Raw genomic sequence first — 16,683 nt, 5'->3', positions numbered from 1 at the left:
CGGTCGTCGGTGACAATGCTGGGGTACCGTCCGAAGAACAGTCTTTACTCACAGCAGCATTTACCTACGGGCAGGAGGGACGGGGCGACTTCGCTCCGTATGGATGGACGTGAAGCGATACTTCCGTGGGCCGGTCATGTGGATCGTGCTGGCCGTCCTCGCCGTGGTCGTGTTGATGAATGTCGTCGGCTCGGGTGGCGGCTACAAGACGGTGGACACCGGCAAGGTGATCCAGGCGATCAGTAAGAACCAGGTGGATGAGGCCAAGCTCACCACCGGTGACGATCACATCATCAAGATCGAGCTGAAAAAGGACCAGAAGCTCTCGGGCGAGTCCGGCAGCAAGTTCCAGGCGAGCTACATCGGCAACCAGGGCGTCGAGCTCGCCGATACGCTGCAGAAGAAGTTCGAGAGCGGTGACATCGAGAACGGTTACACCGTCTCGCCGTCGAAGCAGTCCCCGTTCGTCTCGATCCTCTTCTCGCTGCTGCCGTTCGTCCTCATCGTGGTCGTCTTCCTGTTTCTGATGAACCAGATGCAGGGTGGCGGCTCCAAGGTCATGCAGTTCGGCAAGTCCAAGGCCAAGCTGATCACCAAGGACACCCCGAAGACGACGTTCGCCGATGTGGCGGGCTCGGACGAGGCGGTCGAGGAACTCCACGAGATCAAGGAGTTCCTGCAGGAGCCGGCGAAGTTCCAGGCCGTCGGCGCCAAGATCCCCAAGGGTGTCCTGCTGTACGGACCTCCCGGTACGGGCAAGACGCTGCTCGCACGCGCCGTCGCCGGCGAGGCGGGCGTCCCGTTCTACTCGATCTCCGGTTCCGACTTCGTCGAGATGTTCGTCGGTGTCGGTGCCTCCCGTGTCCGTGACCTCTTCGAGCAGGCCAAGGCGAACGCCCCGGCGATCGTCTTCGTCGACGAGATCGACGCTGTCGGCCGGCACCGCGGTGCCGGTATGGGCGGCGGCCACGACGAGCGCGAGCAGACGCTGAACCAGCTGCTCGTGGAGATGGACGGCTTCGACGTGAAGGGTGGCGTCATCCTGATCGCCGCCACGAACCGTCCGGACATCCTCGACCCGGCGCTGCTGCGCCCGGGCCGTTTCGACCGGCAGATCGCGGTCGACCGGCCGGACATGCTGGGCCGTCTGGAGATCCTCAAGGTCCACCAGAAGGGCAAGCCGGTCGCACCGGACGTCGATCTCGGCGCCGTTGCCCGTCGTACGCCCGGTTTCACCGGTGCCGACCTGTCGAACGTGCTGAACGAGGCGGCGCTCCTCACGGCGCGCGGCAATCTGAAGCTGATCGACAACAACATGCTCGACGAGGCCATCGACCGCGTCGTGGCGGGCCCGCAGAAGCGGACCCGGATCATGTCCGAGAAGGAGAAGAAGATCACCGCGTACCACGAGGGCGGACACGCCCTGGTCGCGGCGGCCTCACCTCAGTCGGACCCGGTCCACAAGATCACGATCCTCTCCCGCGGCCGTGCCCTCGGTTACACGATGGTGCTCCCGGAGGAGGACAAGTACTCCACGACGCGCAACGAGATGCTCGACCAGCTGGCTTACATGCTGGGCGGGCGCGCGGCCGAGGAGCTGGTCTTCCACGACCCGACGACCGGCGCTGCCAACGACATCGAGAAGGCCACGGCAACGGCCCGCGCGATGGTCACGCAGTACGGCATGACGGAGCGGCTCGGCGCGATCAAGTTCGGTGGCGACAACACCGAGCCGTTCGTGGGCCGCGAGATGGGCCACCAGCGCGACTACTCGGAAGAGGTCGCCGCGCTGGTCGACGAAGAGGTCAAGAAGCTCATCGAGACCGCGCACAACGATGCGTGGGAGATCCTGGTCGAGAACCGCGACGTTCTGGACGCCCTGGTTCTCCAGCTCCTTGAGAAGGAGACCCTCGGCAAGGCGGAGATCGCCGAGATCTTCGCTCCGATCGTCAAGCGTCCGGCCCGTCCGGCGTGGACCGGCTCCGCCCGGCGCACGCCGTCCACCCGGCCGCCGGTGCTCTCCCCGAAGGAGCTCGCCCTCACCAACGGCGCCACCACGGCGAACGGCTCGGTCACGGACACGGTTCCGGTGACCGAGGCGGTCCCCGAGGAGCGTCCCGAGAGCTAGACACCGACCCCGGTGTGGCCCCTGTCACGGGGGCTGTACCGGGCCCGGAATGGATGCCGCGCCCCCCAGGTTTTAGCCTGTGGGGGCGCGGCTTTTCCGTACACCTGCGCGGATGTCCACGCAGTGAAGCTCTGAGGAACGAGGCACAGATGACCGACCCGGTGACGCTGGACGGCCAGGGTTCGATCGGCGAGTTCGACGAGAAGCGGGCCGAGGCGGCCGTACGCGAGCTGCTCATCGCCGTCGGGGAGGACCCGGACCGGGAGGGGCTGCGGGAGACTCCGGGGCGCGTGGCGCGGGCGTACAAGGAGATATTCGCCGGCCTCTACCAGGAGCCCGAGGACGTCCTGACGACCACGTTCGACCTGGGCCACGACGAGATGGTGCTGGTCAAGGACATCGAGGTGTTCAGCACCTGTGAACACCACCTGGTGCCGTTCCGCGGAGTGGCGCACGTCGGGTACATCCCGGCGACCAGCGGCAAGATCACCGGTCTGTCGAAGCTGGCCCGGCTGGTGGACGTCTACGCCCGCCGGCCGCAGGTCCAGGAGCGCCTCACCACGCAGATCGCCGAGTCCCTGATGGGGATCCTGGAGCCGCGCGGCGTCATCGTCGTCGTGGAGTGCGAGCACATGTGCATGTCGATGCGCGGGATCCGCAAGCCCGGGGCGAAGACGCTGACCTCGGCGGTGCGCGGACAGCTCCGCGACCCCGCGACGCGCGCCGAGGCCATGAGCCTGATCATGGCGCGCTGACGCGCCGGCCGGGACGGGAACGGGCGGCCTACGCCGCCGCCGCGTTCTTGTTGTCGTCCTCGTCGTCCGGGAGCTTGCAGACACGTTCCAGGAACAGGGCCGCCGCGATCACCGCGATGCCGGCCAGGACCGCGAAGCCCGCGTAGATGGCCTGGTCGCGGCGGGGCGGGATGTCGAGGGAGCCGAGCAGGAAGACGCCGGTGCCGCCGTACATCCCGGCGACCAGGGCGACGACGAGGGCGCTGGCCTGGCCGAAGACCACGGCACGGGCCGCCATCAGGGGCTCGACGCCCTTGGCGCCCGGCCGGCGCTCGCGCTGGGCGCGCAGCCGGGAGCGGATGGAGAGCGCCGTCGCCAGCAGGACCACGGCGATCACCGCGAGCACGATGGGTGCGAACAGCGGGACGCTCGGCAGGGTGCCGAGGGAGTCCCAGAGGCGGGCGCCGCCCCAGGACAGCACCCCGGCCGCGGCGAAGAGGCCGGCCAGTACTCCGAGCCGTAGTTGCTTCACCGGGTGAGCCGCCCTTCGCCGCCTGTGGATGTCCAGGCCCGTGGATGTTCTGGCCTGTGGAGGGCCTGGCCTGTGGATGTCCTGCTGTCTCCTCCGAGCCTAACGACTACTCGGGCAGCCGGAGTTCCAGGTCGGCCCGGGGCAGTACGCCGTCGCGCCCCACACCGGCCAGCAGAGCGGCGACGGGGCCGGCGCCGGGCAGTTGGGCCTCGGGGTCCACGTCGTGCCACGGGGCGAGCACGAAGGCGCGCTCGCGGGCCCGGGGGTGGGGGAGGGTGAGCTCCGGGTCGTCGGAGACGACGTCGGCGTACGCGACGATGTCCACGTCGATGGTGCGCGGCCCCCAGCGCTCCGCGCGTACCCGGTCGAAGGCCTCCTCGATGGCCTGGCCGCGCTCCAGGAGGGAGGACGGGGGCAGCGTCGTCTTCACGACGACGACCGCGTTGAAGTACGACGGCTGGGAGCCGGGGTCGACGCCCCACGGCTCCGTCTCGTACACGGGGGAGACGGCCTTGACCCGGAGGCCCGGCGTGTCCTCCAGGGCGTCGATGGCGCCCTGGAGGGTCTCCAGGCGGTTGCCCAGATTGGAGCCTAGGGAGATCACGGCGCGTTTGGGGTTGGAGAGGGTGATGTCCGCGGCGTCCACCTGCTCGACCACGGAGGCGGGAACCGGCTGTACGGTCGGGTCGCTCTGCCCCTCGGTAGAAAATGCAGTCATGCTCGGCTCCGGGTGATGGTGACGGTGACGTCGTCGAAGGGGACGGTGATGGGCGCATCCGGCTTGTGGACCACGACCTCCACCTCCTCGACGCCTTCGTGCTTGAGGCACTGCTGGGCGATGCGCTCCGCGAGCGTCTCGATCAGATCGACCGGTTCGCCCTGGACCACGGCCACGACCTCTTCGGCGACCACGCCGTAGTGCACGGTCCTGGTGAGGTCGTCCGCGGCTGCCGCGGGGCGGGTGTCGAGGCCGAGCACCAGGTCCACGATGAACGTCTGTCCCTCTTCCCGTTCCCGGGGAAAGACGCCATGGTGCCCACGGGCCTTGAGGCCGCGCAGCGCGACACGATCCACGCGAATCACTCCTGCTGTTGTTGTCGAGGGGGTACGGAGCCGCGTGCGGGCGGCCGCATACCCATTTCCGAATCTACCTGCGAGCGCCGACAGTCCTCCCCCGCGGGGGCTATGGACACGGCGGTACGGGACTGGTAGCCGCTGATACCCCGATGTGCCCGGTTCCAACCCCGCCGAGCTGCCTTTCGGGCCCCTATGGGCGTTGTACCCGCTCAGGACGAGGAGTCTTCGTCCTCTTCCTCACCGGTTTCGGCCAGTACGGGCGAGCCGTGGTGGGACCAGAGCTTCCAGCCGTCCGGAGTGCGGCGGAACACATTGGTCGCGACGACCAGTTGGCCGACGAGCGGCCCGAGCGAGCTGCCCTCCTCGGCGGGGCCGCCGCTGAGGATGTTCTCGGTGCAGGTCACCAGGGCGGTGTCGCCCGTCATGGAGACCCCGACGTCGGTCAGGAAGAACTGGATGTACTCGGTGTTCGCCATGATCAGGGCGTAACTGCGCAGCACCTCGCCGCGTCCCGTGAGCACCGGCCAGCCGGGGTGGACGCAGGAGACGGTGAGGTCCTCCCCGGGCAGCCAGAGCCCGGTCAGCTCGTCCAGGTCGCCGCGCTCCATGGCCTCGTAGAACGCGGTGTTGGCCCGCTCGACCGCCGCGATGTCGTCGGCGGCGGAGGTCTGCTCGTCCTGCGGCTCGTTCACGCGGCTCCCTCGACCGCGCGGGCGACCCGGACGGCGTCGGCGGTGGCCCGTACCTCGTGGACCCGGACGGCCCAGGCACCGGCCCGGGCGGAGAGCGCGGAGACCGCGGCGGTGGCCGCGTCGCGCTCGCGGGCGGGCGGCGGGGCCCCGCCCTCACCGGCCAGTACGTGCCCCAGGAACCGCTTCCGCGACGCCGCGACCAGCAGCGGGCGGCCGAGGCCGTGCAGCGCGTCCAGCCGGGCGATGAGCGACAGGTCGTGGGCGGCGTCCTTGGCGAAGCCGAGGCCCGGGTCGATCACGATCCGTTCGGGGGCGACACCCCCGGCGACCACGGCGTCCATCCGGACCCGCAGTTCCTCCACGACCTCGGCCACGACGTCCCCGTACACCGCCCTGCTGTTCATGGACTCGCTGAAGCCGCGCCAGTGCATGACGACGAACGGCACCGAGGCGGCCGCGACGACCGGGACCATGTCCGGGTCGGCGAGCCCGCCGCTCACGTCGTTGACCAGGACCGCTCCCGCGGCGACGGCCTGCTCGGCGACCCGGGCCCGCATGGTGTCGACGGAGACCGTGACCCCCTCCGAAGCCAGGCCGCGGACCACCGGGACCACCCGGCGAAGCTCCTCCGACTCGTCCACCCGGCTCGCACCGGGGCGGGTCGACTCACCGCCGACGTCGACCAGGTCGGCGCCCTCACCGACCAGGTCGAGGCCGTGCTTGACGGCCGCCGTGGTGTCGAACCAGCGGCCCCCGTCGGAGAAGGAGTCCGGGGTCACGTTGACGACACCCATGACCGCGCAGCGGTCCCACTCCGGCAGGCCCTGCACCGTGCCTCGTCCATGCAACGTACTCATACGACCAGCGTAGGCCCGTACGGGGACCGGTCACGCCGGACGGACACCGTGCTCCCCCGCGGCGGCCCGCACGTGCGGGCACGGGCGCCGCCCGCCCGACGGCAGCCGGCGGGCCAGCGGGCGGGGGAGCGCGAAGCTGACGAAGCCCTCCGCCTGCATGGCGGCCAGGGAGATCCGGGGCAGCTCGCGGGCGGTGCGGTAGACCACGAACCGGGGCTCCCAACGCGGCCGGAACTTGGCGTTGAACTTGTACAGCGACTCGATCTGGAACCAGCGCGACAGGAAGACCAGCAGCCCGCGCCAGGCCCGCAGGACCGGCCCGGCCCCCAGCTTCTCGCCGCGGGCCAGGGCGGAGCGGAACATCGCGAAGTTCAGCGAGACGCGCGTGATGCCGAGCCGGGGCGCGGCCTCCAGGGAGGCGACGATCAGCAGTTCGTTCATCCCCGGGTCCGCGGCGCGGTCGCGGCGCATCAGGTCGAGGGACATCCCGTCGCTGCCCCACGGGACGAAGTGGAGTACGGCCTTCAGATCGCCGTACGGGGACTCCGCGTCCTGCTCGCCGGCCTTGTGGGCGGTGGCGACGAAGCAGTCCCGGTCGGCGCCGTCGCCGATCCGGCCGAGTGCCATGGAGAAGCCGCGCTCGGTGTCCGTGCCGCGCCAGTCGGCGGCTGCTCGCCGGATGCGGGCCAGTTCCGCCTCGCCGATGTCGGCCACGCGCCGGACGCGCGTCTCGTACCCACCGCGCTCAATGCGCTTCACCATCTGGCGCACGTTGCGCATCGCGCGTCCGGCCAGCGAGAAATCCGCGACGTCCACCACCGCCTCGTCGCCGAGTTCCAGGGCGTCGAGTCCGGTCTCGCGGGTCCAGACCTCGCCACCGGTCTCGCTGCAGCCCATCACCGCGGGGGTCCAGGAGTGCGCCCTGGCCTCGTCCATGAAGCGTTCGATGGCGCCCGGCCAGGCCTCCACGTCGCCGATCGGGTCGCCGCTGGCCAGCATCACCCCGGACACCACGCGGTAGCAGACGGCGGCCTTGCCGCTGGGGGAGAAGACCACGGCCTTGTCGCGGCGGAGCGCAAAGTGGCCCAGCGAGTCGCGGCGGCCGTGCCGCTCCAGCAGGGCGCGCAGCTGTGCCTCGTCGTCCTCGGTGAGACGGGCGGCCGGATGCTCGGGCCGGAAGGCGAGGTAGATCGTGGTGACGGCCGTCAGCAGGCCGAGCGCGCCCAGCGAGTAGGCCACGGTCCAGGAGGTGTCGCCTGCGTAGTCGACCGGGCCCTCGAAGCCGAACAGTCCGTACAGCACGTGCTGGAGCCGGTCCGCGATGCTGGGGTTCCCGACCAGGCGGCCCGGGTGGGCGCTCACGATGACCAGACCGAGCCCGAGCGAACCCGCGCCGAGCAGGACGAAGTTGGCCAGGGCCCTCCAACGGCTGCGCGGGTCGGGGAGCGCGGCGAATTCACTCCGGTGGCGCACCAGCAGGTAACACAGCGTCAGTGAGACGACGGCGCCCAGGACCGAGTGCCGGTAGGTGAACTGGGCCACCGCGCCGGCCGGGAGCAGGACGACGGCGGCCCGCCAGGCCCGGCGCTTGTGCCGCTTCAGGCCGTGGGCCAGGAGCAGCAGCAGGACGCCGGCGCTCAGCGAGAGCGCGGCGGCGAAGGGGCCGAGGGCGCCGGGGAGTACCTCGGCGAGGGTGTGCATCCGGCTGTGCCGGAAGCGCGGGAAGACGCCTGCGGCGACGTCGATCAGGCCGACGGCGGTGCAGGCGGCGCCGACGAGTGCCGGCACGGTCTCGGGTCGCGGTCCGTGCACGAACTTGCGTACGCCACTCGGAACCGATCCCGATTTATCCCCATCTAGCGTGACAGACATCGCTTCCCGTGGTTCCGCGAGAGATTCTTGGAGTCCGTCGGCCGGAGCCCTGCGGACGATGTGCGACCTCTAGGACGAGGCTTCCGGGCCGCGGGTTCACCCGGCACCCGGAAATTTCCTGACAAGAAAGTTCTACCGCCATGGGCCTTACCGGCAACGCAGTGCTGATCCTGGCGATCACGCTGGCCGTCGTGCTGTTCGCCGTCACGATCTGGTGCTGGCCGAGGCTCGCCCGGCGCAGCGTCCCCGTGGTGTTCGGCAGGGTGGGCCTGCTGCTGTCGACCCAGGTGGCGGTGTTCGTCTCCGTCGGCCTGATGGCCAACAACTCGTTCCTCTTCTACGGCTCCTGGGCCGATCTGTTCGGTCAGAAGCAGGATCTGGGTGTGGTGACCGACCACGCCCAGGGGACGCTGGCGGAGAAGAACATCGTCCGGGTGGGGACGCGGCGGCCCGATGTGCCGGGGGGCTCCCGTCCCGCCTCGGCGGGGCGGATCGACAAGGTGGTGGTCGCCGGGCGGAGCTCGGGGATCGAGACCTCGGCCTATGTGTACCTGCCGCCGGAGTACTTCCAGGAGGCGTACGCCCGGCGGAAGTTCCCGGCGGTCGTGGTGCTCACCGGCTACCCGGGCACAGCGGAGAACCTCATCAAGGGGCTCGACTACCCGAAGACATCACTCCAACGGGTGCGGGCGGGCCGCTCCCAGCCGATGATCCTGGTGATGCTGCGGCCGACCGTGGCGCCGCCGCGGGACACCGAGTGCGTGGACATAAAGGGCGGCCCGAAGGCCGAGACGTTCTTCGCGGACGACCTGCCGTCCGCCGTCTCGGCGGCGTACCGGGTCGGGCGGCACGCCCGGAACTGGGGGATCATGGGCAACTCGACCGGCGGCTACTGCGCCCTGAAGATCGGCCTGCACCATCCGGGACGCTTCACGGCGAGCGCGGGGCTCTCCGCGTACTACAAGGCGGCCGAGGACCCGACGACCGGTGACCTCTTCCACGGCGACCGGCGGGCGCGCGAGCGCGCCGATCTGCTGTGGTCCCTGGAGCACCGGCCGCAGCCCGAATCGTCCTTCCTGGTCACGACGTCCCGCCGGGGCGAGGCGAACTACGCCGCGACGCGGAAGTTCGTGGCCGAGGTGAAGCGGCCCGCGCGGGTCTCGTCGATCGTGCTGGACAGCGGCGGGCACAACTTCAACACCTGGCGCCGGGAGATCCCCGCGGCCCTGGAGTGGATGAGCAGCCGGCTCAGCGAGAGCTGACCGCAGGCGCTTCGGCGCGCCGCCTCCGTGGGAGCCGGGCCGGGCGGCCTTGGTGGGAGCCGGGCCGGGCGCCTCGGTGGGAGCCGGGCCGGGCGCCTCGGTCCCCGGCTCGGTGGGAGCTGCGCCGGCCGCCTCGGTCCCCGCCTCGGTCCCCGGCTCGGTGGGACCTGCGGCGGGTTGCCTCGGTGGGAGCTGCGCCGGGCGCCTCGGTCCCCGGCTCGGTGGGACCTGCGGCGGGTTGCCTCGGTGGGAGCCGGGCCGGGTTGCCTCGGTGGGACCTGCGCCGGCCGCCTCGGTTCCCGGCTCGGTGGGACCTGCGGCGGGCCGCCTCAGGCCCCCGTGGTCTTGGCGACGGCCGCCACGCTCTCGACGGCCACCTCGGCGCGCGGTACGGCCCGGTCGTCGGCGCTGATCGAACGCCGCAGCGCCTCGTGCAGCCGGGCCGGGGTGAGCACCCCGAGGAACCGGCCCTCGCTCCGCTCGTCGATGACCGCGATCCAGCCGGCGTCGTGCTGGAGCATGGTGGCGAACGCCTGCTTGAGCGGGGCGCCGACGGGCAGCCAGGCCTCCATCCGGCGGGCGTGTTCGCGGACCGTGCCCTTGGCGCCGCCCAGTGCGTCACCGGCCGGGATCCAGCCGTGCAGTCGGCCGTCACCGTCCAGCACCACGGCCCAGCGCGCCCCTTCCGCGCGCAGCCGCTCGGTCGCCCGGTCCAGCGGGTCGTCGAGGTGGACGACCGGCGGCCGGTCGAGGTCGCTCTCCTCGACGGCGGTGACCGAGAGCCGCTTCAGTCCGCGGTCCGCGCCGACGAAGTCGGCGACGTAGTCGGTGGCGGGGGCGCCGAGCACGGTGGCCGGTGAGTCGAACTGCTCGATCGAGCCCTGCCCGTAGACGGCGATACGGTCGCCGAGGCGGACGGCCTCCTCGATGTCGTGCGTCACGAACAGCACGGTTTTGCGGACCTGGGCCTGAAGCCGCAGGAATTCGTTCTGCAGCCGTTCCCTGACGACCGGGTCGACCGCGCCGAAAGGTTCGTCCATCAGCAGAACCGGCGGGTCTGCCGCCAATGCCCTTGCCACGCCGACGCGTTGGCGCTGGCCACCGGACAGCTGTTCCGGATATCGGTCGCCATAAACGGAAGGGTCGAGTCCGACCAGGTCGAGGAGTTCCGCGGCGCGGGCGCGGCCCTTTCCTCGTTTCCAGCCGAGGAGATGGGGCACGGTCGCGGTGTTCTCCAGCACGGTCCGGTGCGGAAACAGACCGACCTGCTGGATCACATAGCCGATACGGCGCCGCAGCTGGACGGGGTCGATGGCGGATATGTCGTCCCCGTCGAGGAATATCCGGCCCTCGGTCGGTTCGATCAGCCGGTTCACCATCTTCATGGTGGTCGTCTTGCCACAGCCCGACGGCCCGACGAGCGTGACGAGTTCACCTTCGGCGACCTCGAAGGAAAGGTCGTCGACGGCGGTGGTGCCGTCCGCATACCGCTTGGTGACGTGCTCGAAACGGATCATGGTTCCCCATTGTCGCGCGTGTTCTGTGAAGGACGTGTTGCTGGAATACAACGGCCTCGGCGATTGTCAGTGGTCGAGGATAGGCTCGCCGGACATCAGTACGAGAGGCGATCGGGAGGTGGGGGGACGGATGGCCGGACAGAACTGCCTGGTGACGAACGACTGGATCTGCGGTGAGTATCTCCGCTCCCGGAGCCAGGAGTTGACGGATGCGACGGTGCAGCACATCTGGATCACCGCCGTCTCGGTGGCGATCGGGGTGGCCGTGGCCTTTCCGCTGGCGCTGCTCGCCCGTCGTGGCCGGCACTTCGCCGGCCCCGTGCTCGGGCTGACGACGGTGCTCTACACGGTGCCGTCGCTCGCGATGTTCTCGCTCCTGCTGCCGCTGTTCGGACTCTCCGCGGCGCTCGTCGTCACCGGGCTCGTGCTGTATTCGCTGACGATTCTCGTACGCAACATCCTGGCGGGTCTCCAGGCCGTTCCGCAGGAGGCGAAGGAAGCCGCCCGGGGCATGGGATACGGGCCGGTGCGACTGCTGTGGGAGGTCGAACTCCCGCTGGCGATGCCCGCGTTGATGGCCGGGATACGGATCGCCACCGTGTCCACGATCGCGCTGACCACGGTCGGATCGATCGTGGGCCGCGGCGGCCTGGGCAATCTCATCGAGGACGCCCTGCCGAGCTTCTTCAAGGCCCAGGTGCTGGCCGCCTCGGTGCTCTGCGTACTGCTCGCGGTGGTCGCGGATCTGCTGCTGCTCGGTGTCCAGCGGCTGCTGACCCCCTGGACCCGAATACCGGCCGCCCGCGACACCGTGGGCGCACCCGTTCCGGCGAAGGCGGTCTGACCCGTGGGAGTTCTCGGCGAGGCCTGGACCTGGCTCACCACCGGTGCCAACTGGTCGGGGGAGAGCGGTGTGGCCCACCGGCTCGGCGAGCATCTGTACGTCAGCGGGGTGGCGCTCGCCCTGTCCTGCGCCATAGCCCTGCCCATCGCCCTGTACCTGGGACACATCGGGAAGGGCGGTGCGCTCGCCGTCAACATCTCCAACGTGGGGCGGGCGATACCGGTCTTCGCGGTGCTGGCCCTCTTCATGGTCTCGCCGCTGCGCAACGCGGGATACATACCGACGATCATCGCCCTGGTGCTGTTCGCCGTGCCGCCGCTGCTGACCAACGCCTACGTCGGGATGACGGAGGTGGACCGTTCGGTGGCGGAGGCCGCGCGGGGGATGGGCATGTCCGGCGGGCAGCTCTTCCTCCGGGTCGAACTCCCGCTGGCCTACCCCATGATCATGACCGGGCTGCGCTCGGCGGCGGTGCAGGTCGTGGCCACCGCGACGATCGCCGCGATGGTCGGCCAGGGCGGTCTCGGCCGGATCATCACCGCCGGCTTCAACACGTACAACACCCCGCAGGTGGTCGCGGGCGCCCTGCTGGTCGCCGTACTGGCGCTGCTGGTGGAGACGGCACTGGTCGGTATCGACCGGCTGCTGTCACCGCTGCGCCGCCGCCGGACCGCATGAGCGTCCGGACGGACTGCTCAACCGATAACGCATATCGCATATGGCCTCGTTGCCGTGGACGGAGAACAGTATGAGCAGGACATCGCGCCTGGCCGGTGCGGTCATCGGCATCGTCGCGCTCGCGGGCTCGCTCGCCGCCTGCGGCGGCGACAGCCTGGAGAAGGACAAGGGCGGATCCGCCGCGTCCGACGCGGACAAGGGCTCGGGGAAGAAGGGCTCGCTGGTCGTCGGCGCCGCCGCCTTCACCGAGTCCAAGGTGCTCGCGGAGCTGTACGCCGGCGTTCTGTCGGAGGCCGGATACAGCACGTCGGTCACCACGGTGAAGAACCGCGAACTCTACGAACCGTCGCTGGAGAAGGGCGAGATCGACGTCGTTCCGGAATACGCGGCGACGATCGCGGAATTCCTCAACGCCAAGGTGAACGGGGCGAAGGCGGCCGAGGCGAAGCCGGTCGCCTCGGGCGACACCGCGGCCACGGTCGCCGCCCTGGAGAAGCTCGCCACTCCGCGCGGGCTGAAGGTGCTGCCGGCCGGTGCGGCCGTCGACCAGAACGCCTTCGCGGTCACCAAGGAATTCGCCGAGACGAACAAGCTCAAGACGCTCTCGGATCTCGGCGCCTCCAAGATCAAGGTGAAGATCGCGGCGGGTGACGAGTGCGAGGTGCGGCCGTTCTGCGCACCCGGGCTGAAGAAGACGTACGGCATCGACGTCACCGGCATCGATCCCAAGGGGGTCGGCACCCCGCAGTCCAAGCAGGCGGTCAAGGACGGCAAGGACCAACTGGTCCTGACGACGACCACGGACGCGGTGCTGGACACCTTTGGCCTGGTCTTCCTGGAGGACGACAAGAAGCTGCAGAACGCGGACAACGTGCTGCCCGTCCTCAATGCCGAGGACGCCGGCGCCCAGGACATCGCCGACGCGCTCGGCAAGCTCACCGACGCGCTCACGACACAGGATCTGGCGGAACTGAACCGCAAGGTCGACGCCGAGCGCGCCAAGCCCGCCGATGTCGCCAGGGAATACCTGGAGACGAAAGGTCTGATCAAGAAGTAGCAAGGGCGGAATGAGCGATTCAGGGGCCGTCAGGTAACTGCCGGGGAACAGATTGCCGGGCGGCCCCCCAAGCGGACCGTACGCACGGTAAATTTCAGGCCATGCCACGTGGACGCCATCGCCATTCGCCACCTCTGCACAGAATCCTTCCGCCTTCGGCCGTCGCCGGAGCGGCGGTCCTCTGTGCCGCGGGAGCCTGGCTGCTCGCCGAGCCGCTGGTCCTGCGCGGACTGGTCGCCGCCGCGGCGGCCGCCGCCGTCACCGGCGCGTATCTGATGCGCAGCTGGGACCGGGAGGCGGGCCGTCGCGTCGCGGAGCTGACGCGCGCCCGCGCCAGTGACGAATGGCGCGCCGAGGAACGCGTGGCGGAACTGGAAGCCGATCTGGAGGAGTCGCGCGAACTGCGCGCCCGTCTGGAGACGAAGCTGCGCCGCAAGCGCGTGGAGCTCGCCGGACTGCGGGGCGAGCACGCCGCGCTGCTGCGGCGGTACGCCAACGCGGAGACCGAGCGCGCCAGTGTCCTGGAGAGCCGTCGGCAGCTCGCGCTGGAGGCGTCCGCGCCGCCCCGCGAACTGCCCACCGCGCGCAGCACCCCCACGCCGTCCGCGTATCTGCGGGCCGCCCAGGCCCTCGACGACCTCTCGCGCAACGGGGCCCTCCAGGAGGCCCGGCGCACGGCCGAGCAGGCGCGCAAGCGCGATCTCGCGGAGCGGGCCCGGGAAGCGGAGGAGCCGCAGGGGAAGCACGCGGCGGCCGCGGACCCGCAGGCAGCCGCCGGGCAGGCGGGCGCCGAGCAGCACCGTCGCCCGCAGACCGCCCTGCCCGCGAGCCGGCCGGACCGGGCCCTGCCCGCCCCGCGCGCGGTTCCTGCCGCCAGCGCGGTCGTTCCGTACGCGGCGTCGCGCCGCCATCTGGTGCCGCAGGGCAGCTTCGACTTCTTCGGCACGCAGAAGGCGCACGCCGCGATCGAGTCCGTGCAGAACGAGGACCTCGCCGACGTGGTGGGCGAGGAGGCGCTGGCCGCGCACCGTACGGGCGCGGCCGAGAACCGGGCCGTCGGCAAGGTCATCGACCTCACCGCGCACGACGAGACCGAGCAGCTGGACGTGGCGGAGCTCCGCAGCGCGATCTCGTAGAACAGAACAGAACGGAACGGAACGGAGCAGGCGGCGGCAGGCGCCGTCGGCTACTTGTCGATGTCGCCGACGACGAAGAACAGCGAACCGAGAATCGCCACCATGTCGGCGACGAGCGTGCCCGGCAGCAGTTCGGTGAGCGCCTGGATGTTGTTGAACGAGGCGGAGCGGAGCTTCAGCCGGTACGGGGTCTTCTCGCCCTTGGACACCAGGTAGTAGCCGTTGACGCCGAGCGGGTTCTCGGTCCAGGCGTAGGTGTGTCCCTCGGGGGCCTTCAGTACCTTGGGCAGCCGCTGGTTGATCGGACCCGGCGCCAGGTCCGCCATCCGGTCCAGGCAGGCGTCCGCCAGGTCAAGCGCGTTGTGCGTCTGCTCCAGCAGGCACTCGAACCGGGCCAGGCAGTCGCCCTCGGTACGGGTGACGACCTTCAGGGTGTCCTGGAGCTCCCCGTACGCCAGATACGGCTCGTCGCGCCGCAGGTCGAAGTCGACGCCCGAGGCGCGGGCGATCGGCCCGGACACCCCGTAGGCGTGCACCGCCTCCGCCGACAGGACGCCCACTCCACGGGTACGGCCCCGGAAGATCTCGTTGCCGAGCACCAGCTTGTCGTAGACGTCCATGCGGGAACGGACCGACGCGACGGCGTCCCGGGCGCGGCCGAGCCAGCCCGCCGGGAGGTCCTCCTTGAGGCCGCCGACCCGGTTGAACATGTAGTGCATCCGGCCGCCGGAGACCTCCTCCATCACGGCCTGGAGCTCCTCGCGCTCCCGGAACGCGTAGAACACCGGAGTGATCCCGCCGAGTTCCAGCGGGTACGAGCCGAGGAACATCAGGTGGTTGAGGACCCGGTTCAGCTCGGCGAGCAGGGTGCGGGTCCACACCGCGCGCTCCGGCACCTCCATGCCGAGCATCCGCTCGACGGCCATCACGACGCCCAGTTCGTTGGAGAACGCCGACAGCCAGTCGTGGCGGTTGGCGAGCATCACGATCTGCCGGTAGTCGCGGGCCTCGAAGAGCTTCTCCGCGCCGCGGTGCATGTAACCGATGACCGGTTCGGCGTGCTGGATGCGTTCGCCGTCCAGGACGATGCGCAGACGGAGCACGCCATGGGTGGAGGGGTGCTGGGGGCCGATGTTGAGCACCATGTCGGTGCTCTCCGCCGCGCCGCCGATGCCGACTGTCGTCTCCGTCATGGGGGACAGTATTGCCTGCGGGCCCGATTCCGGGGGCGCTGCCCCCGGACCCCGCTCCTCAGTCGCCGGAGGGGCTGAGAGGGCCCACCCGCTGCGTCAGCCAGCCGAAGTCGCCCAGTCCGCCCCGGGACGTGAGTTCCGCGGCCTCGCCCGCCGAGGCCAGTGCCCGCACGTAACCCGCCGGATCGCTCGCCGCGAGCGACAGCGGCGGGCGTTCACCAGTGATGCCCAGCTGCCGCAGCGCCTCGCGTTGCGTGCGGATCTCCGCTCCCGGCCCGCCCGCGGCCGCACACGCGTCCAGAGCCACGTGCGAGGTGAGGTCGCAGCTGCCGTCGGGCACCGGCCGTACCTCGCGCCCCGCCCGGAAGCCCGTCAGCGTGCCGAACGGCGGTCGCTCCTCCCGTACGTGGCAGTAGTCCACCGCCACCGCGATCCCGCCGGACAGCGTGGCCACCGCATCCGCCCACGCCTCGTCGCGCGGGCGGCCGATCTCCGCCCTGCTGCCCGGCCCCGCCGAGGGCCACCAGCGGCGCAGCCACCGGGCGTCCGCCCCGCTCACCGGGTCGCCCAGCCGTTCCGCACCGTCCGCCGTCCGCACCAGGACGTACCGCTCGATGCCGTCCGGGTCCGTCTCGGCGACCGGTACCGGCACGTTGTCCAGCCACTCGTTGGCGAACAGCAGCCCGCACACTCCCTGCGGCGGCTTCGCGCACCACTGGACCCGTGGGTCCAGGCCGGGCGGACGGGCGGCGAGCTCCACGGCGTACGCCCGTACCGTGAGGCCGTCCCCGCCCTCGGCCGGCAGCGCGGCGAGCACTCCCGTCAACAGCTCTCCGCGCCCCGCCCCCAGATCCACCAGGTCCACACACGAGGTCCGCAGTTCCCCGGCCGTCCTGACCAGCAGCCGGGCGACGGCCGCGGCGAACAGCGGGGAGGCGTGCACCGAGGTGCGGAAATGCCCCGCGGGCCCCTCCTGGCTCCGGTAGAACCCCCCGTCCCCGTACAAAGCGGTCTCGGCCGCCTCCTGCCACCCACGCCACTCATCCGTCACGTTCCCAAGTCTCCACCTTGGGGAGTACGGTCTCCGGACCTGGATCGGCCCTT

At 70.6% G+C, this 16,683-nt stretch carries 16 protein-coding genes; 7 read left to right on the top strand and 9 right to left on the bottom strand.

Annotated features, from left to right (window positions below):
* Positions 1-103 precede the first annotated feature (103 nt).
* Together ftsH and folE are read left to right on the top strand one after the other, a co-directional pair.
* On the top strand, positions 104-2,128 hold the full coding sequence (ftsH, locus tag OG446_RS16665) for an ATP-dependent zinc metalloprotease FtsH (RefSeq protein WP_328894788.1): 2,025 nt from the start codon (positions 104-106) through the stop codon (positions 2,126-2,128).
* Between the two features lie 149 nt (positions 2,129-2,277).
* On the top strand, positions 2,278-2,883 hold the full coding sequence (gene folE, locus OG446_RS16660) for a GTP cyclohydrolase I FolE (RefSeq protein ID WP_326660608.1): 606 nt from the start codon (positions 2,278-2,280) through the stop codon (positions 2,881-2,883).
* A 28-nt stretch (positions 2,884-2,911) separates the two neighbouring features.
* On the opposite strand, the gene OG446_RS16655 is transcribed toward folE, so the two are convergent.
* From OG446_RS16655 to OG446_RS16630, 6 genes are all read right to left on the bottom strand, one after another.
* Positions 2,912-3,394 carry a DUF3180 domain-containing protein gene (locus tag OG446_RS16655; protein WP_328894787.1) on the bottom strand — a complete coding sequence of 161 codons (483 nt, stop codon included), beginning with the start codon at positions 3,392-3,394 and terminating at the stop codon, positions 2,912-2,914.
* A 106-nt stretch (positions 3,395-3,500) separates the two neighbouring features.
* Positions 3,501-4,112: a 2-amino-4-hydroxy-6-hydroxymethyldihydropteridine diphosphokinase gene (gene folK / locus OG446_RS16650; RefSeq protein ID WP_328894786.1), complete on the bottom strand. Its 612-nt coding sequence runs from the start codon at positions 4,110-4,112 to the stop codon at positions 3,501-3,503.
* A complete protein-coding gene (folB, locus tag OG446_RS16645; RefSeq protein WP_328894785.1) occupies positions 4,109-4,468 on the bottom strand; it encodes a dihydroneopterin aldolase in 360 nt (119 codons plus the stop codon). Before folB ends, folK begins: the two co-directional genes overlap by 4 nt.
* Positions 4,469-4,680: 212 nt before the next feature.
* Complete coding sequence (locus tag OG446_RS16640; RefSeq protein ID WP_328894784.1) at positions 4,681-5,163, bottom strand: nuclear transport factor 2 family protein; 483 nt, start codon at positions 5,161-5,163, stop codon at positions 4,681-4,683.
* On the bottom strand, positions 5,160-6,020 hold the full coding sequence (gene folP / locus OG446_RS16635; protein WP_443050146.1) for a dihydropteroate synthase: 861 nt from the start codon (positions 6,018-6,020) through the stop codon (positions 5,160-5,162). The genes OG446_RS16640 and folP overlap by 4 nt, the downstream gene beginning before the upstream one ends.
* A gap of 30 nt (positions 6,021-6,050) precedes the next feature.
* A complete protein-coding gene (locus OG446_RS16630; RefSeq protein ID WP_328894783.1) occupies positions 6,051-7,892 on the bottom strand; it encodes a phosphatidylglycerol lysyltransferase domain-containing protein in 1,842 nt (613 codons plus the stop codon).
* 140 nt (positions 7,893-8,032) lie between these two features.
* On the opposite strand from OG446_RS16630, the gene OG446_RS16625 reads away from it, so the two are divergent.
* Positions 8,033-9,154, top strand: coding sequence for an alpha/beta hydrolase (locus tag OG446_RS16625; protein ID WP_328894782.1), 1,122 nt, complete (start codon positions 8,033-8,035; stop codon positions 9,152-9,154).
* 329 nt (positions 9,155-9,483) lie between these two features.
* On the opposite strand, the gene OG446_RS16620 is transcribed toward OG446_RS16625, so the two are convergent.
* Positions 9,484-10,671 carry a betaine/proline/choline family ABC transporter ATP-binding protein gene (locus tag OG446_RS16620; protein ID WP_328894781.1) on the bottom strand — a complete coding sequence of 396 codons (1,188 nt, stop codon included), beginning with the start codon at positions 10,669-10,671 and terminating at the stop codon, positions 9,484-9,486.
* A gap of 130 nt (positions 10,672-10,801) precedes the next feature.
* Here OG446_RS16620 and OG446_RS16615 point away from each other — a divergent pair, with 130 nt between their 5' ends.
* From OG446_RS16615 to OG446_RS16600, 4 genes are all read left to right on the top strand, one after another.
* Positions 10,802-11,515, top strand: a complete 714-nt coding sequence (locus OG446_RS16615) for an ABC transporter permease (RefSeq protein WP_328894780.1) — start codon at positions 10,802-10,804, stop codon at positions 11,513-11,515.
* Positions 11,516-11,518: 3 nt separating this feature from the next.
* Complete coding sequence (locus OG446_RS16610) at positions 11,519-12,193, top strand: ABC transporter permease (protein WP_306070622.1); 675 nt, start codon at positions 11,519-11,521, stop codon at positions 12,191-12,193.
* A gap of 70 nt (positions 12,194-12,263) precedes the next feature.
* Positions 12,264-13,250, top strand: a complete 987-nt coding sequence (locus OG446_RS16605) for an ABC transporter substrate-binding protein (protein ID WP_328894779.1) — start codon at positions 12,264-12,266, stop codon at positions 13,248-13,250.
* A gap of 101 nt (positions 13,251-13,351) precedes the next feature.
* Positions 13,352-14,386: a hypothetical protein gene (locus tag OG446_RS16600; RefSeq protein WP_328894778.1), complete on the top strand. Its 1,035-nt coding sequence runs from the start codon at positions 13,352-13,354 to the stop codon at positions 14,384-14,386.
* A 50-nt stretch (positions 14,387-14,436) separates the two neighbouring features.
* On the opposite strand, the gene OG446_RS16595 is transcribed toward OG446_RS16600, so the two are convergent.
* Together OG446_RS16595 and OG446_RS16590 are read right to left on the bottom strand one after the other, a co-directional pair.
* Positions 14,437-15,579, bottom strand: a complete 1,143-nt coding sequence (locus OG446_RS16595; protein WP_219567351.1) for an NADH-quinone oxidoreductase subunit D — start codon at positions 15,577-15,579, stop codon at positions 14,437-14,439.
* A gap of 58 nt (positions 15,580-15,637) precedes the next feature.
* Positions 15,638-16,630, bottom strand: coding sequence for an SAM-dependent methyltransferase (locus OG446_RS16590; protein WP_328894777.1), 993 nt, complete (start codon positions 16,628-16,630; stop codon positions 15,638-15,640).
* Positions 16,631-16,683 lie beyond the last annotated feature (53 nt).

Source organism: Streptomyces sp. NBC_00236, assembly GCF_036195045.1.
Lineage (GTDB): Bacteria > Actinomycetota > Actinomycetes > Streptomycetales > Streptomycetaceae > Streptomyces.
The sequence above is the reverse complement of the archived record's forward strand: the minus strand, read 5'-3'. Positions and strand labels throughout refer to the sequence as shown.

Bases quoted from the DNA above. Each gene is read 5' to 3' on its own strand.
- ftsH (WP_328894788.1), top strand. From the start codon at position 104: ATGGACGTGAAGCGATACTTCCGTGGGCCGGTCATGTGGATCGTGCTG.
- folE (WP_326660608.1), top strand. From the start codon at position 2,278: ATGACCGACCCGGTGACGCTGGACGGCCAGGGTTCGATCGGCGAGTTC.
- folK (WP_328894786.1), bottom strand. From the start codon at position 4,112: ATGACTGCATTTTCTACCGAGGGGCAGAGCGACCCGACCGTACAGCCG.
- folP (WP_443050146.1), bottom strand. From the start codon at position 6,020: ATGAGTACGTTGCATGGACGAGGCACGGTGCAGGGCCTGCCGGAGTGG.
- OG446_RS16630 (WP_328894783.1), bottom strand. From the start codon at position 7,892: ATGTCTGTCACGCTAGATGGGGATAAATCGGGATCGGTTCCGAGTGGC.
- OG446_RS16625 (WP_328894782.1), top strand. From the start codon at position 8,033: ATGGGCCTTACCGGCAACGCAGTGCTGATCCTGGCGATCACGCTGGCC.
- OG446_RS16620 (WP_328894781.1), bottom strand. From the start codon at position 10,671: ATGATCCGTTTCGAGCACGTCACCAAGCGGTATGCGGACGGCACCACC.
- OG446_RS16615 (WP_328894780.1), top strand. From the start codon at position 10,802: ATGGCCGGACAGAACTGCCTGGTGACGAACGACTGGATCTGCGGTGAG.
- OG446_RS16605 (WP_328894779.1), top strand. From the start codon at position 12,264: ATGAGCAGGACATCGCGCCTGGCCGGTGCGGTCATCGGCATCGTCGCG.
- OG446_RS16600 (WP_328894778.1), top strand. From the start codon at position 13,352: ATGCCACGTGGACGCCATCGCCATTCGCCACCTCTGCACAGAATCCTT.
- OG446_RS16595 (WP_219567351.1), bottom strand. From the start codon at position 15,579: ATGACGGAGACGACAGTCGGCATCGGCGGCGCGGCGGAGAGCACCGAC.